This window comes from Rubritalea spongiae (genome assembly GCF_042652385.1).
Lineage (GTDB): Bacteria > Verrucomicrobiota > Verrucomicrobiia > Verrucomicrobiales > Akkermansiaceae > Rubritalea > Rubritalea spongiae.
Genome location: NZ_JBHSJM010000001.1, coordinates 2,953,044 through 2,968,334, shown reverse-complemented (window position 1 = coordinate 2,968,334; position 15,291 = coordinate 2,953,044). Strand labels below are relative to the sequence as shown.

General features: G+C 44.0%; 11 protein-coding genes. 4 read left to right on the top strand and 7 right to left on the bottom strand.

Annotated features, from left to right (window positions below; genetic code table 11):
* Positions 1-79: 79 nt before the first annotated feature.
* The 5 genes from ACFPK9_RS13095 to ACFPK9_RS13075 form a co-directional block, all read right to left on the bottom strand.
* Positions 80-1,450 carry a tetratricopeptide repeat protein gene (locus ACFPK9_RS13095; protein WP_377095356.1) on the bottom strand — a complete coding sequence of 457 codons (1,371 nt, stop codon included), beginning with the start codon at positions 1,448-1,450 and terminating at the stop codon, positions 80-82.
* Entirely contained in the window at positions 1,422-2,825 is a 1,404-nt protein-coding gene (locus tag ACFPK9_RS13090; RefSeq protein ID WP_377095355.1) for an HlyD family secretion protein, read from the bottom strand. Before ACFPK9_RS13090 ends, ACFPK9_RS13095 begins: the two co-directional genes overlap by 29 nt.
* Positions 2,791-3,741, bottom strand: a complete 951-nt coding sequence (locus ACFPK9_RS13085) for a lysylphosphatidylglycerol synthase domain-containing protein (protein ID WP_377095354.1) — start codon at positions 3,739-3,741, stop codon at positions 2,791-2,793. Before ACFPK9_RS13085 ends, ACFPK9_RS13090 begins: the two co-directional genes overlap by 35 nt.
* Positions 3,742-3,745: 4 nt before the next feature.
* A complete protein-coding gene (locus tag ACFPK9_RS13080) occupies positions 3,746-5,071 on the bottom strand; it encodes a glycosyltransferase family 4 protein (protein ID WP_377095353.1) in 1,326 nt (441 codons plus the stop codon).
* A gap of 400 nt (positions 5,072-5,471) precedes the next feature.
* On the bottom strand, positions 5,472-6,494 hold the full coding sequence (locus ACFPK9_RS13075) for a glycosyltransferase family 2 protein (RefSeq protein ID WP_377095352.1): 1,023 nt from the start codon (positions 6,492-6,494) through the stop codon (positions 5,472-5,474).
* A gap of 338 nt (positions 6,495-6,832) precedes the next feature.
* Here ACFPK9_RS13075 and ACFPK9_RS13070 point away from each other — a divergent pair, with 338 nt between their 5' ends.
* Positions 6,833-8,224 carry an efflux transporter outer membrane subunit gene (locus tag ACFPK9_RS13070; RefSeq protein WP_377095351.1) on the top strand — a complete coding sequence of 464 codons (1,392 nt, stop codon included), beginning with the start codon at positions 6,833-6,835 and terminating at the stop codon, positions 8,222-8,224.
* Here the strand turns inward: ACFPK9_RS13070 and ACFPK9_RS13065 are convergent.
* Positions 8,194-8,520, bottom strand: coding sequence for an Hpt domain-containing protein (locus ACFPK9_RS13065; RefSeq protein ID WP_377095350.1), 327 nt, complete (start codon positions 8,518-8,520; stop codon positions 8,194-8,196). The genes ACFPK9_RS13070 and ACFPK9_RS13065 overlap by 31 nt on opposite strands.
* A 44-nt stretch (positions 8,521-8,564) precedes the next feature.
* Between ACFPK9_RS13065 and ACFPK9_RS13060 the strand changes: the two genes are divergently transcribed.
* Genes ACFPK9_RS13060 through ACFPK9_RS13050 form a run of 3 tightly spaced genes read left to right on the top strand, consistent with a single transcriptional unit; the run spans position 8,565 to position 12,592 of the window.
* Positions 8,565-9,917, top strand: a complete 1,353-nt coding sequence (locus ACFPK9_RS13060) for a sigma-54-dependent transcriptional regulator (RefSeq protein WP_377095349.1) — start codon at positions 8,565-8,567, stop codon at positions 9,915-9,917.
* Positions 9,918-9,959: 42 nt separating this feature from the next.
* Complete coding sequence (locus tag ACFPK9_RS13055) at positions 9,960-10,499, top strand: heme NO-binding domain-containing protein (RefSeq protein ID WP_377095348.1); 540 nt, start codon at positions 9,960-9,962, stop codon at positions 10,497-10,499.
* 5 nt (positions 10,500-10,504) lie between these two features.
* Positions 10,505-12,592 (top strand): PAS domain-containing hybrid sensor histidine kinase/response regulator, encoded by a 2,088-nt coding sequence (locus ACFPK9_RS13050; RefSeq protein ID WP_377095347.1) that lies wholly within the window; start codon positions 10,505-10,507, stop codon positions 12,590-12,592.
* A 59-nt stretch (positions 12,593-12,651) separates the two neighbouring features.
* On the opposite strand, the gene ACFPK9_RS13045 is transcribed toward ACFPK9_RS13050, so the two are convergent.
* Complete coding sequence (locus tag ACFPK9_RS13045) at positions 12,652-15,084, bottom strand: DUF4114 domain-containing protein (RefSeq protein ID WP_377095346.1); 2,433 nt, start codon at positions 15,082-15,084, stop codon at positions 12,652-12,654.
* Positions 15,085-15,291: the final 207 nt, after the last annotated feature.

Below are 15,291 nucleotides of genomic sequence, written 5' to 3'. Positions count from 1 at the left end.
AAGATTAGAGTCAAAAGTAAGGCAATGCAGCCCCATATTATTGGCTTCAACCTTCCTCTTTGTGATGTCAGTAGCGGCTTCATTTCCCCTGTGATTGCCTACGCGCCCTCCATGCCTCAGATACATTGCCACTATTCAATTCACCCTGTGCTCGCATCCACGCGGATGCAGCTATCACTCCCCGTTTCGTTTTGCTTCGAACCCCTTGGATCACATCTTCTATAGATTGATTCATCTTTTGATTCATCGCTAAATCTCCAGTCTGCAGAGACATGAGCTGTCGATGAAACTGTGCTTGTAAACAATTTTGCTCATTGCTGATCACACTATCCAGATAGTGAATAGCCCTCGAGTATCGACCTGAATTGATATTATTAATCGCCACCCTGAGTTGCTGTCTACTCACTTCCCTAGATTGATAGCGCGGTAATTCACCCGACTGCGCAGCCAGAGAATCTAACATAGATCTCGCCCTATCGTAATGCCCATGGCGTTCGAGTCTATGTATTTGAAAAAAATGAGAGTCCACACTGCCATTGTTATCATCCATCACGTCACAATAACCCAACTGCCTGATCACTCCGCTATCACAGCGTATTGTAGGCATAACGACACACGCCGCTTCAATACATCGTCGAGCTCCAGCGTAATCACTCTCTGAGATTGCTGCTTTAGCTGCACTCAATTCCCAATGCGCAACCTTCACCGAGAGTACTGTTACTGATGCCAAGCTAAGCAACAGACATGAGCCGCAGATCACACTTAACTTAAAAAGATGTCGTGCCGCTACTTCCGATTTACGCCAACTAAACCCCAACACACTCAACCCGACTAGTAGATACCCACACACAGCAAAAAACCAACTACTCCCCACAAACTGCGTAAAACTAGGACCATAGCCAAACCACCACATCCAATCATTAATCTGCGTCCATCCCATTGAACCAACCGGTGGTTTGAAAACAGCTAGTCGATCAGGAGGATCCTGTGCGTTCACACCAGTGCCGAGTTCTACGCTTCGTTCGGAATGCGCGCGATACACATCTCCACCGAGCCAAGTCATCGTATCGAACTGCTGCTGTAACCACGCCGCATCTCCCATGACTTCCGAATCTCTATGAGTCAGTACAGACGGATACCACAGTGTACTCACAAAACCACAGATAGCCCATAAAAGCACAGGCTTCATCCATCCCCCTCCACGCTTGTAAAATAGTACTGTGCCGATTCCAAATATCAGAAACAGCAGTAACTGAGCTAACTTAAAACAAAGAGTGATTTCGGAATCGATCGTATAAAATGTATGTGTCTCCACGACATACATGGGAAACTTAAACCATTTCCCTAAGAACGAAAATACAATCAAAAGCAGAGCGACTAACGCCGCAACAACATTGAAAATCTTTGGTAGAAGATCTACATCACTTTTGATTGACTGAAATTTTATCATCAAGTTTGAGATTCAAATGACCTTCTATCAATACGTGTTCACCCACCTCGAGTCCATCTAGGATTTCCACCTGCTCACCGCCCACATGCCCTACCGTGACTTCTCTAGTTTCCCAACTCTCTCCTATAGGTAAGTATACTAATGCGGATCCAGCAGAGAGAGAAAGAATCGCACTGCGAGGAACCACAATAGATTCTCGCTCGATTTCAAGCCGTGTGAACCCAGTCATTCCAGTAACAATCCTGTGTTTCAGAACATCGGCTTTGAGCTTAATTTGCACCTTAAATGTTGCAGCCCACTCTGGTGACCCTGAGCCTCTAGGGCGTAAAGGTCTCGAAATCTCTGGCCCACCGGAATTAAAGCTAACTACAGGCTTAACCATTTCTATTTCGGCTGGCCACTGCCTGCCAGGGTATGATTCCAGCGTTACTGAACATTGCTGACCTGTCTGGACAGACGCATAGTCAGCTTGATCAAAATACGCGTCAAACCATAGACCGCTTGACAAAAGAAATCCAGGCTTGCCGCTATCTTGATTATACTCACCTACTTGTACTAAGACACGGTCTACGACTCCATCCACTGGAGCATACACTGTGTATTGCCGAAGCTCCTCTTCCCTATGTGCAACGGCCTGTTCAGCATCACCAACAGCGTTCATTGCAATTTTTAAACTCTGCTCTACCCCCTGCTCCGCCATCCTCATTGACAGCTGAGCTTGTTCAAACCCTTCTGAAACATTCGTGTAATCCTTGCGAGCTTCTAGCAAAACAACCCGAGAAATGACCCCCTTCTCAAAAGCTGTTTCGTAGCGTTCTAATTTTTCCTTCGCAAAGCTAAGTTGCTGCTCCATTGCACTCAGGCTGATTTTTTCGACTTCTGGTCTCTCTTGAGCCAGCACATACGCTGATCCTAATCTCACACGCTCCAACTCAGCGGCGGCTGTTGATTCAGCTAACTTTGCAGACTCTAACTTAATCCTAGCTTTAGTTTCACTCAACTTTGCTAAAACCTGTCCAGCTTTCACCCTCTCACCTTCTTTTACATACACCTCGTCTACACGATCCATCGGGATGATTGGAACCAGTACTGGCTGGCTGGCACACACGCCTTCCCCCATAACAAAATACTGAATTTTCTCTTTCGCCACTTGTTTGGAAACCACTGGAATAGCTTTACCTGATTTCCGAAGAAGTTCAGTATAGCTCAACTTTGATGACGCCATCCCATTTCCAGGGCTTTTATATGCTGGGATAATCACCAAAAGAGTTAACAGACAGAAACCTGCAATTACAGTGCCTAAAACCAGAACTTCTTTCCAGTTATCTTTGAAGATCTGCTTAATAACTGAGCCCTTCTTTTTTTGATGATTCATCTTCTTTCAGTTTAGGTTTGGCTTGCTTGATAATTCCAGTTCCGACCATCAGCGAAATAGCCCCAACCTCAGCAAGCATTTGACAACCTCTCCACAGAGCTGCCACTAGAATAGCCTGCTCTAAGGAACTGAACTGACAAACCATCGCTACTATCACGGTCTCTCTGACTCCGATACCTCCTGGGATACCGATTGCCCAAAATCCAGCCAACCATGCCACGCCAGCAATACTTAATGCGGCGACTACAGGAACCTCAACGTTAGGCACAGCTGTCATTACCCCATAAAATAGCAAACCATTGAAAACACAAAGAACTATATAATGAAAAATTGTAGCTAGGCATTTCTTAAAATCAATTGGACCAATACTCAGTACAGCCCTCAGCTTTTTGATTTTGAAAAAAGCGAACGATACTACTATGCCAAAAACTAAAAGCCCCAATATTGCGAAAATAACCCAATTGAGGTAACTCTCGACCTTATCAAACCATGCGCTCACTGGAAATGTGAACAAGGTTGTTAGAGCTAAGCTAGCCCATGCTATATTCGTCATGATTAGCTCCAAGATGATGCTCGAGCTAGCCTTCTTCTTAGTCACCCCTATCTCATCAGCAAGCACCACCCTCGATCCATAGCTCCATACAGATCCTGGCAACCATTTTAATGACTCAGACTCTAACCAGATACGCGCACAATCCGTACGTTTCTTTCCAGTCTCATATATTGATGAAAGCACTTCTGACCAGACACTTGCATTCCATATCTGGTAAACCAATAGGCCAAGTAGAACGCCTCCTAATAAACCAAAATGAACATGCTCAATTAGATTCGGGAGTTCACCTATCTGTTCAGACAAAGCAAACGCACCAAAGGCCATTGCTGAAACTATCGCTCCGTATTTAATCCACGATTTCATCGATTTAAGCTTCCTGTGTTGAGTTAGATCGAGCAGCTAATTTTGAGTATAGCTCAAATGTCTCACTTGCAATACGCTCCCAGTCAAAAAACCTCTTCACATGCAAATAACCAGCATCCCCCAGCTCTTCACACAACTGAGGATCATTCAGTAAACGAAGAATACTATCTGCAAGCTCCTGCTCGTTTTTCTCTTCTACGAGTATTCCCGTTTCGCCATTTTTAATCACATCAGGAATTCCTCCTACATTAGAGGCTATCACTGGTTTCTTGTGTGCAAGAGCTTCTATTAACACCACTCCTAAGCCTTCGGTGTCTCCATTGCTATCATAGATCGCTGGATGCACATAGAGTGTGCAATTCGCATAAAGTCTCCCTAATTCCTCATCGCTAACGAATCCGGGAAATTGAACAGATTCAGATAACCCTAGTTCATGAGAAAGACTCTCCCATTCTGCTTTTCTATCCCCTTCTCCAGTGATCACGACATCTACATCTGTAGAAGCTAATACTGCAGGTAAAGATCTGAGCAATACATCGATACCTTTGCGTTGAACAAGACGGCCACAAAAAAGCAGCAAAGGCTTATCACGCGGCTCTAACTCTTCCTCTTTATTTCGGACGGTAGCCCCATATGGCATGATCATAGAATCTGTACAGCCACTCACACGGCTCACTTCATTTGCCGTATGTGAACTATTTGTGCAGCGCACATCAGCTGAACGAAGAAGCCATCCTAGCACTTTGCGAACTGGGGTACTGCGACGTGCAATAGCGAGCTCAGCACCATGACTCATAGCGATCACTTTTACACCTAATAAGTACTTAGGTAATATTCCATAAAACCCGTGCGGGAACGGCCAATGTATATGCAACACATCTATTTTATGCTTAATGCACCACCAAAATACCGCAAGTGACCCCATTAAGAGATATGGTAACACCAATAATTTGTAGAAAATAGAGTTAATTTTATTTGGAGCCCCCTCATCATGAGTAAGAGTCTCTAAAGATTGAGGGGCATATCGAAAACGATGCACATCGATTCCATCGATTTGATGACTCTTAAGGCCCTTAAATGCTGGTGCCATGACGCGTATATTACAAGAGTGCTCCTTCATTTGTGCAATAAGCTCACGCATCCACGGAACTTGGCAATCATCAGTATCACGAGCGTAGGTTGATGTCACAACTCCAACGTTGATTGTCTTCTCACTACCTCCCTGGTTTGCTTCCTCTATGGTGTGAAGTCCTACATTTGAGTGAACATCTCTCTCGTCCATGCTTGTTGCAACGGACTGATATGACTGATTAAGGGTATTAGTATTCATTAGTTTACATTGATTGAGTTGCTTTCTCATATGCTCGATCCGTGCCAACACAAAAACAAACAACGCAAACATTTAAAAACAAACCAGTTACAATAAATTCAAATCACCAACACTATGAAACTACCCGCATTAACACAGTATTAATTACAGTACATCATCCTCCATCCTGTAATTTGTGCATGAACAAAACTTAGGCACTCGTTCAGGTAGAAACCCACTGAATAACGATATTTACACAAAGAAGCCCTGCGAAACTTAGTATGCCACACATTTCTAAACTCAATCAACGAGCAGGAATGCTAAGTTCGCAGGGCGCGGGGGTAGAGGGGGGAGATTGTTGTAGGAAGCTGAAATGTTCTAAAACAGCAGAAGTACAGCTGATTAAAAAAGATCAAAACTACTAAGCGGATAGCATGTCCGCCTCTCTCACTTTATCTTGAGAAAATTGCTTAGCAGGAATGTAGACGCTGCCATTGATTATATCAGCTAAGAGAAACTGTCTGCCTTCCTCCATGCCTCTATAGACACTGTTCTCCGACATCAATCCCTGCATGCATACAATCACTGCTGAAAGGGAACTTAACGCACCTAGAATAACTAAGATTCCCCCAGCGCCTCCGATCAATGATACCACAGCAGCTGCAGAAAATAACGCCACAGCAGTAAGCACTAAATAGGCAGCTATTTTACCAGTAAAATGCATCGGACAATTCCTAAAACGCTGTAAGAACCCAACAGTCACTGTATCGATAGCACCAATGATAAGGCGCTCTACACCGTATTTACTCACACCATGTTGACGTGCGTGATGCTCTACTTCAATTTCAGTGGTCTTAAAGCCTTTGAATGAAGCAAGAGAAGGAACCATCCTATGCATATCACCATACATTGGAAGAGACTTTACGACCTCTTTTTTGTAGGCTTTGAAGCCACAATTGTGGTCATGTAACTTTACCCCAGTAACTCTACTGAGGACCGCATTAAAAACACGGCTAGGAAGAACTTTATGCCAAGGGTCATGGCGCTTACGCTTCCAGCCAGTAACTATATCACTTCCTTCGTTTAATGCTTCGATAAAGCGAGGAATCTCTTGTGGATCGTCTTGTAGATCTGCATCCATAGTGAAAACAATGTTGCCTGATGCGACTTGATAACCAAGAGCTAACGCATCTGCTTTCCCCTTATTACTAGGGAACCTATATGCCTTAACATGCTCTCGATCGCGGAAGGCAAGTAATTCCATCACAGACCAAGTGCTATCAGTCGAGCCATCGTCAATGAAAAGGATTTCCCAATCATAATCAAGGAGCTCTAACTGCTTTTTAATACCATTATAAAGAGTCTCAAGAGTGGCTTCCTCGTTCATAGCAGGAATGATGAAACTTACGAATTGTTGATTTTTTCTGAATTTGAATGTGTTCATGGGGTATGTTGATTAAGTTGTACAATCACCTATGCGAGCCACATGCCAACGCCTCAAACAAACAACACAAACAACTAAATATAAACAACTTAAGTAAATTAATAGAAATCCAACCTCTCTACTAAAACTGGCAAACACAGTATTTTTTACATTCCTAAAACAAACGAAGCTGTAAGATCTTCAGCAGATTCTCATGGCGATTCAAAACGGTTGTCATTCTATGGATAGACTAAAATTCCTAAAAAACTGTGAATTTAATGCAGCCGAATTGCCAAGAATACTGTAGTAAATTCTTAGTGAATCTATCTGCTCTTAACCCTCTCCTCTGGTTTTCTCTTATGCTGCCCAGCTGTATGGTCGGCCCAGATTACGAGCCACCTGAAATAAAAGTCCCCGATGCCTGGACTGAGGCGATAGATAAAGACAATAAGTCAAAGGTAACGGGCTCTCAAAAATGGTGGAAAAAATATAAAGATCCCATTCTAGACGAGCTCATTCAGCGCTCCCGAGAAGCAAACCCTAATATACGTATCGCTCGAGCTCGCATCTCTGAGTCTTGGTATCAGAGATCCGTTCTCTCAGCGGCATGGTACCCTAAAGCTGAGATTAATGCCCGCGACGCTCATGGATTGGGAACCTTTGATTCAGCAGGTGTCAAATGGGATATTGATAGTTCACGTGATCAATATGCCAATTTTGATGTCGGGTGGGAGCTCGATATATTTGGACGTGTATCCCGACAGGTTGAATCAGCAACCGCTGAATACGAAGCTAAGATTGAAGGCTATAGAGACGCCCTCGTATTCATCAATAGCGAAGTCGCTCTCCATTACATAGCCTATCGCACCCTCGAAAAGCGCATCGCCGTGGCAGAAGAAGGCAGAGATAATTACCAACAAATCAAAGAAATGATCGACGGTCGCTTCGCTGAGGGGCTTTCCACTCAGATGGAACAGCATGAAGCAAACGCAGACCTATTAGCGAGTGAGGCTGAAATTCCTAAACTCAAACAGGAGAAAAAGGTGATCAGTAACCGCTTAGCAGCGCTCGTCGCTATGCGACCAGCAGAAATGCCCCATGTACTAAAATCAGGCTATGACATCCCCTCCCCACCAAAGCGTATTAACGCTGGTTATCCATCTGAAATTTTAAGATCTCGCCCCGACATCCGTAGAGCAGAGCGAAAAATTGCATCGGAGTCAGCACGTATTGGTGTAGCCACAGCCAACCTCTACCCGCAGTTCTCACTATCAGGCGCTATTAGCTACGAGTATTTTACTCAAGGTGCCACCATCGAAACAATCACCAGAACACTTGGGCTCGGCCCCAATGTGAGGTGGCGTATCTTCAATGCCTGCGCAGACCGGAATAGAATCCGTGAACAAGAATCTAAATTAGAACAGGCCATCACCACCTATGAAGGTACTGTCATCAATGCCGTCACTCAAGTTGAGAACAGCATGACCCGCATCCATCATTCGCAAAAACGACTAGAGTATCTTCAAAAAGCCAGCAAGGAATACCATGGCGCTGCAAACCTGCTTTACGAGGCCTATCAGACAGGGCAAGTCGATTTACGCCGTCTCCTGAACTCTCAACAAGACTACATACGTACCAAAGATGAGAGCTATGCAACTGAGGGCCGTCACGTAGCCCACACCGTCCGTCTATTTAAAGCACTCGGAGGTGGTGAACTCCCTCACCCCAAAAGCACGGCTCTCGCTAACTGACACGATTTTTCTAATTGAATACGTAAACTACTAAGCTGCGCCTCCAATAACTCAGTGCTCACTTCTAACTTCTTACATAAATCATGGAGAGTGCTCATCCCAAACATGCCAGACGACCCTTTCAACTGATGTAAAAGCTGCCGAGAAAGCTCAATATTTTCAGCATCTGAGTTCTGCTTAAGTTCAGTAATTATAACCACACTATTTTCATAAAATTCCTCAAGAATCATCAAAACAGCCTCATTATCATCTCCGGCTAAAGCTAACAAATGTGATTTATCAATTTCAACATCCACAACAATAGTCTAACATTATTTAATTCTAAGACAATCGAAACCCCATGCCCTCTCTTCCCTATAATTTGATCATCGCGGATGATGATGAAACTATCCGTAGCCTGCTCACATTAAAAGCCACACACTACGGTTTACATCCAGTAACCGCTGCCAATGGAAGAGAGGCACTTGAGCTCATGCGCGACCATGTAGATCTTGTATTATTAGACCTGCACATGCCAGAAATGGACGGTTTTTCCTGTCTCGAAAAACTCAGTAAATCTCACCCTAATGTCCCGGTGATTGTACTCAGCGGCGCAAATGAAGCGAGTGCAGCTATGAAAGCAGTAAAACTCGGAGCACATGACTACATTACCAAACCATTTGATTTAAACCACCTGTTCACGACACTTAGAAATGCGAAGAAGCTCAGTAAAGTTCAGAAAGAAAACCAGTCTTTAAAAGATTCTATTAGTCAAGAGTCTGCCTCTACTGACATTATTGCACATTCTGACTCCATGAGAGTTCTTCTCAAGAAAGCTAAGAAAATAGCTAAGCTAGACTCTTCAGTCCTACTCACTGGTGAAAGTGGCACAGGTAAAGGAGTGATGGCCCGCTTCATCCACTCTAACAGCTCACGAGCAAATAAACCCTTCGTAACAGTTAGTTGCCCAGCCTTACCTAGAGAATTACTTGAAAGTGAACTATTCGGACACGAGAAAGGCGCATTCACAGGGGCTTTAAAACAACGAATTGGTAAAATAGAAGCGGCCAAAGGAGGCACCTTGTTTCTGGATGAAATCGGAGACCTCCCCATCGACTTACAACCTAAGCTTCTCAACGTACTTCAAGATAAAAAATTTCATCGAGTCGGTGGCGAAAAAGAACTCACTTGTGATGTCCGTATCATTACCGCCACTAACATTGACTTTAAAGAAAAGATCGCGGCTAAGGAATTCAGAGAAGACTTGTTTTACCGCATTAGTGTCATCCCTCTAGAACTACCAGCCCTACGAGCCAGACCGGCCGAGATCATTCCCCTCGCTAACCATTTTTTAAATCGAATCGCACAACAGCGCAACACATCAACCATAACCATCCACAAGGATGCTTCAGACAAATTACTCCAATATGATTGGCCAGGAAATGTCAGACAGCTAGAAAACCTGATGGAGAGAGCGTCCGCATTTTGCGATGACAATGAAGTCACTGCTGATGACCTCATGGGCAGTATCGACCAAGAATCTTCAACATCAACTCAAGCTACGAATCTCGCAGGAATGACTCTAGCCGACGTAGAAAAACTTGCTATTGCGCAAACACTTGAGCTTTGCGGTGGAAATAAAGCTGAATCAGCGAGGAAGCTAGGTATCAGTGAAAAATCCATCTACAATAAAATGAAACGATTAGAACTCTAAGTACCCTAAAAAAATAACAGCACAAAAAACACCCATATACATATGAAAGGAGTCATCTTTACAGAATTTTTAAGCATGGTTGAGTCTGCGCACGGTCTCGACATGGTAGATACTATCATTGAAAAAAGCGACCTCCCGTCAGGCGGCGCATACACGGCAGTCGGAACTTACCCACACACTGAAATAGTTTCACTCGTATGTAATCTCAGTGAGGAAATAAGTGTACCAGTTCCCGACCTACTAAAAGCATATGGTCAGCACCTATTCCACCGTTTGGCGGCCTCTTATCCATCGTTTGTGGCACAAACAGATGACCCTCTCGAATTCCTTGAGCTTGTAGAAACATACATTCACGTTGAAGTTCGAAAGCTCTATCCTGATGCCGAGTTGCCCTCATTCGAGTGTAGTAGACCTAATGCGCCAAATGAACTCCATATGACCTATCACTCGGTCAGACACATGGAAGATGTCTGTGAAGGTCTTATTCGTGGAAGTTTGGAGCACTTTCATCGCACGGCCAATATCAAACGCCAAAGCATCGATGACGACTCCGAACTATTCATTATAACCTTAAATAATTAAATCCTATGCAGGATGAGGCTGATAAATGGAAAAAACGCTATGTGCGGGAAAAAACAGCCCGTCTACAAGCTGAGAACTTATTAGAGGAAAAGAGCTCACAGCTCTTTGAAGTAAATGAACAGCTAGAGCAACAGGTGAAACTTAAATCCTCAAAATTAAGTATTGAGGAAAAAAAATTCACCGCACTATTTCATTCATCTGTAGATGGTATCTTACTCTACACCCTCGACGGAATCATCATAGACGCCAACCCGACCATCTGTATGATTTTGCGGCGTAGCGCCGATAGCCTCATCGGAAGTAAGATCAATGACCTCTATTCACCAGAGTTCACAAGCTTAGCTGAGACAGCCACACAAGAAATAGAAAAATACGGACAAGTTCGCTTCAAGGTGGAGCTCGTACGGAGCAATGGCCGCCACATTCCTGTTGAAATCTCAGCTTCCAAATTTGATGTGGGTGAGAACACCATGATTCAGGGGATCTATCGTGACATCACCGAAAACCAAAAGATTCAAAAGGAATTAGAGGAAGCCACTGAGAGCGCCATCAAAGCGAATGAAACCAAATCTCTCTTTCTTGCAACCATGAGTCATGAAATCAGAACCCCACTCAATGGCATTCTTGGATTCACTGACATTCTTCTAGATTCGGAAGCCAGCGAAGAGCAGATTCAGCATTTACAGCTCATCAAACGAAGTGGTGATATCCTCCTCTCTATTATTAATGACATCCTTGACTTCTCCAGAGTGGAAAGTTTGCAGATTGAGTTAGAAATGGTGGATTACAATCTTACCGACAGCATAGAAGAAACACTCGAGATCCACGCACAGACAGCAGCATCCAAAAACATCGATTTAATCTATCAAACAAATGATGACGTTCCAGTAGACCTCCATGGCGACATTGGCAGGATAAAACAAATCATCCTCAATCTCGTTTCAAACTCTCTTAAGTTCACCAGTGAAGGAAGTGTCATCGTTCACGCTTCTAGAAAGAATGACGATTTCATCGCTATAGATGTCATAGATACCGGTATTGGCTTCGCGCCTGCAGTCAAAGAGCAACTCTTCAAACCATTTATTCAAGCTGATGCTACTACGACCCGCAAGTATGGAGGCACAGGCCTTGGTTTATCAATCTGTACACAGCTCCTCCAAATAATGGGAGGTACTATCTCAGCAAAATCAGTACCAGGTAAAGGAGCCACCTTCACAGTCAACCTCCCCATCATACCAGCGAAAAAGCCAGTCCCTCGAATGTTTAACCAAGATGACTTGGGTAAATTAAAAGGCCTCAAAATTTTAGTCATCGATGACCACCCTATTAATCTCGAATACATGCAGATTAGACTCAGTAAATGGGGCTGTATCGTAACCACGGCCCAAGACAGCACTGACGCCTCGAAGCTCGATGACAAGCAATTGGCCAGCTATGATATTATCATCTCAGACATGCTCATGCCCGACATAGATGGCATTGCCTTGGCCCAAATTTACAAAGAACGTCTCGGAGAAAAAACTCCTCCTATGATTCTCGCCACATCCTCTCGACATCTATCAGAAAGAACCGAAGCAAAAAGTGCCGGCTATTCCAGTGTGATATACAAGCCACTAAAAGAGCGTGAACTCGTAACCCAGATCAATGCTGCCATTACAGGAAAATCAGACAACAGCTCAGACAATTTATCTACCGAAAGAGAAATCGAGTCAAAGCACACATTTATTCTCATTGTAGAAGATAATCCCATCAATGCTAAGCTTGCCAAAATCATCATCGAGCGCATGGGACTTATTGCTAATGTCGCGCACAACGGAGAGGAAGCGATCATTGCCCTTAAAAATCACCGCAACTATTCCGCTATTCTCATGGATATGCAGATGCCCGTCATGGACGGCTTAGTCGCTAGCACTAAAATCCGTGGAGGCGAAGCTGGAGGACATTATGCCGATATCCCAATCATAGCGATGACTGCAAATGCTTTAGCCGAGGACAAACAACGCTGTCTCGACTCCGGAATGAGCCACTATCTATCAAAACCTATCAACGTAAAAGAGCTTACCCAAATCTTGAGTGAGACCGGTGCAATTTAAAGCTGCAACACACTCATTCCATTAGGTAAGCCCTGATCTTTATAGATAAATTACTTCAACTAATAACAGATAACTCCCTCTCTAGGCGTAATCCCATCTTCACCGTTGAAACCAAGTGTTGGGTCAGCTGTAGGCAAACCGAAAAGAGCATCAAAAAGATTCACCTCTGTCATACCTCCTCGGATTAGAATGATCGCATCATCGAAACTGCTATCGCTCACAACACCCTCCTCAGGTGCTTCTGCCACCTCATAGCGAGTATGATCTTCGATGCAGATCATCGTCATGTACCCATCACTCACAGTAAGAACTTGATCCATATGACCTGGATTTGCTCCTACTAGGCTGAATAAAGGCTGACGCTTCGTCCGATTCCCGTGACCTTTCGCTGTATAGCGATGAGGATTTCGGAGAAACACATCTCTACGGTTATTTGGTACCACCATCAATCCAACGGTCTTACCATTGAGCCCATACTTCACAGGATCAAACTCTAGCACATCACCAGGATTCACATCTCGATCGTCTATAATTGAAATGGCTAATTTTGCAGCTCTCGTACGGAACTCAAGTGAACTAGGATCTAAATGCCTCACAAGATCATAGTCAAAGACACAGAGATCAAATTTCATCGAGCTTCTATCCTCGACAAACTCGATCAACATCGGCTCGTCTGAGAGTTCAAAGATCTGGCCTGTTGTCTCGTATTCAGCATAATTCAGGTCATAATTACTTAGGTGCCTCTCAACTCCACGGCGCCCACGATCACTGAAAATACCTGACTGTCCTACTACCACATCATCGTACTGTGTGATCCCACGATATCGAGGAATAATTTCAATTTGAATGATCACATCATTGAAGTCCTCATCCCCTAAAACCTGATCTTCAAACGCAAGGATCAAAGGAGCATTAGAGTCTGCGCTGAATAATTGAGCAGCACACTGCTCAAGGCCTTCGATATTTCGGGTTGCATCTTGGAACACCATCGTTTCTCCGCCACGCGCTCCATCCACTACTAAACCAAACCGTAGATTAGTCCCAGCAGGTAAAACACCAAGACTTGCTCGCGAACCAGGTTTAAGAGGAGCAGTGGGCCCTAACACATAGCTATGCCAAACCTCAGTCATCTTGTCTTCTTGATTCGAGTCATACCAAAATAAGCTATTACGATATGTTCCACCGTCGTAAATTGCCGTCACTATAACTTCAGAATCTTCGCTGAGAATAAAATCCTCTGGATTAAAGCCACGCTTCTCGACCTCGAGCAGCGTGCCATTTTTGCGACAATGCAATTGCTCTTTAACCATTTTCCAGAGCTTTCGAGAGTACTTATAATCATCCTCACTACGCGAATAACTATCGACAAGGGTAACAATATCATCAGCCACAGTAACATAAAAATCCTCAGCTACTGTTAGCTCTCCATCTGAGGCCGTACAGCGCGCCACATATTGTCCGTTACGCGGAAAATACATACCGGTCTTCGCCTCATTCTTGTCACTAAACTCAATCGGAGAGGGGCCAGCTTGATGACTCCAATCCACAACTAATCCATCAGCTTCAAGAGGTAGTCCTTCATCTTGAATACCCAGATCAATAACACACCGTCTTTTTCCATCTAGCGTAACAGCCACATCTTCCAAACTAATTGTTGGAGGCTGATTTTCAGGGATGACCAGTGGACTCTCTGAGATTGGACAGCTAAACCCGTCATTGTTGTTTGTCACCACACTATCGAGTAGAAATACAGCTCTTGGAGTATCACTCGTGTGGTTCAAAATCTGATAGACTCCACCCTTGTTACTACTCACATAGAAATTACCCTCTTGATCTGTATAGGCAGCACCGTAGCTAATCCGACCTTCTGGGAGATTATTTACTGTTTTTCGCTCCACCGTGCGCCCTTCTACATCCCAAACATAAAGATCTTGGTTCCTTGCTCCAAAGAAGTAGCCCTTACCATCAATCTCTTGATAAACGATATCAGCCACTCCCCCTGGATTCACGCCTGAGAATGAAACCATCTCGTAGGTTGAAGTTTCTACATGAATCTTCATCAAATCGGGACTGTAGAAACGATCACCTCTGACCCATAAGTGACCATCAAAATCCATGTCCCCCGCATAAATGCGGTAAGTAGGGACTTCTTTTCCAGACGTCGTCGGAGTTCCTAGGGGCACAAAAGACCCATCACCATGGATTCTTAATAGCTGATCCTTGTAAGGAGCATAGCGCCCCCAAGCATACACGTAGTCATCCAGTATATTATAGCCTGCGGCGTTATAACTTTCGTTGTTGTCTCCTATCTTAGTATAAACACCGTCTCTGGGATCTAGCGTATTCAGTTGTCCAGAGACAACCTGATAGAAGTTTGCTTGACGCTCAAACGGAGTATCTTCGGCCACGAGTTGCCCCACACCAGCCAGAAATATTCCAGCAGAAAAGGCGCACATCGTAACCAAACTTTTGTTTTGGGGTATTGTGTACATAGTGCATTAATCAATCGCACCCATAATGCCAACCCATTCAAAAACACCTCAACACATTATAAAACAATGACCTAAAACTAAACGAAACCATTACGACCTCCATAAACCACTGTAAGTTTTACCCACCTAGAAAATAGACCCTGTAAGTTTTACTTTTCCTACAATGGTTTAATTCTCAGAAATCACTATTGCGCCCACTAGTTCCAT

Coding starts and splice junctions, on each gene's coding strand:
- ACFPK9_RS13085 (WP_377095354.1), bottom strand. CDS start 3,741: ATGAAATCGTGGATTAAATACGGAGCGATAGTTTCAGCAATGGCCTTT.
- ACFPK9_RS13060 (WP_377095349.1), top strand. CDS start 8,565: ATGCCCTCTCTTCCCTATAATTTGATCATCGCGGATGATGATGAAACT.
- ACFPK9_RS13095 (WP_377095356.1), bottom strand. CDS start 1,450: ATGATAAAATTTCAGTCAATCAAAAGTGATGTAGATCTTCTACCAAAG.
- ACFPK9_RS13075 (WP_377095352.1), bottom strand. CDS start 6,494: ATGAACACATTCAAATTCAGAAAAAATCAACAATTCGTAAGTTTCATC.
- ACFPK9_RS13080 (WP_377095353.1), bottom strand. CDS start 5,071: ATGAATACTAATACCCTTAATCAGTCATATCAGTCCGTTGCAACAAGC.
- ACFPK9_RS13055 (WP_377095348.1), top strand. CDS start 9,960: ATGAAAGGAGTCATCTTTACAGAATTTTTAAGCATGGTTGAGTCTGCG.
- ACFPK9_RS13070 (WP_377095351.1), top strand. CDS start 6,833: ATGCTGCCCAGCTGTATGGTCGGCCCAGATTACGAGCCACCTGAAATA.
- ACFPK9_RS13050 (WP_377095347.1), top strand. CDS start 10,505: ATGCAGGATGAGGCTGATAAATGGAAAAAACGCTATGTGCGGGAAAAA.
- ACFPK9_RS13045 (WP_377095346.1), bottom strand. CDS start 15,084: ATGTACACAATACCCCAAAACAAAAGTTTGGTTACGATGTGCGCCTTT.
- ACFPK9_RS13090 (WP_377095355.1), bottom strand. CDS start 2,825: ATGAATCATCAAAAAAAGAAGGGCTCAGTTATTAAGCAGATCTTCAAA.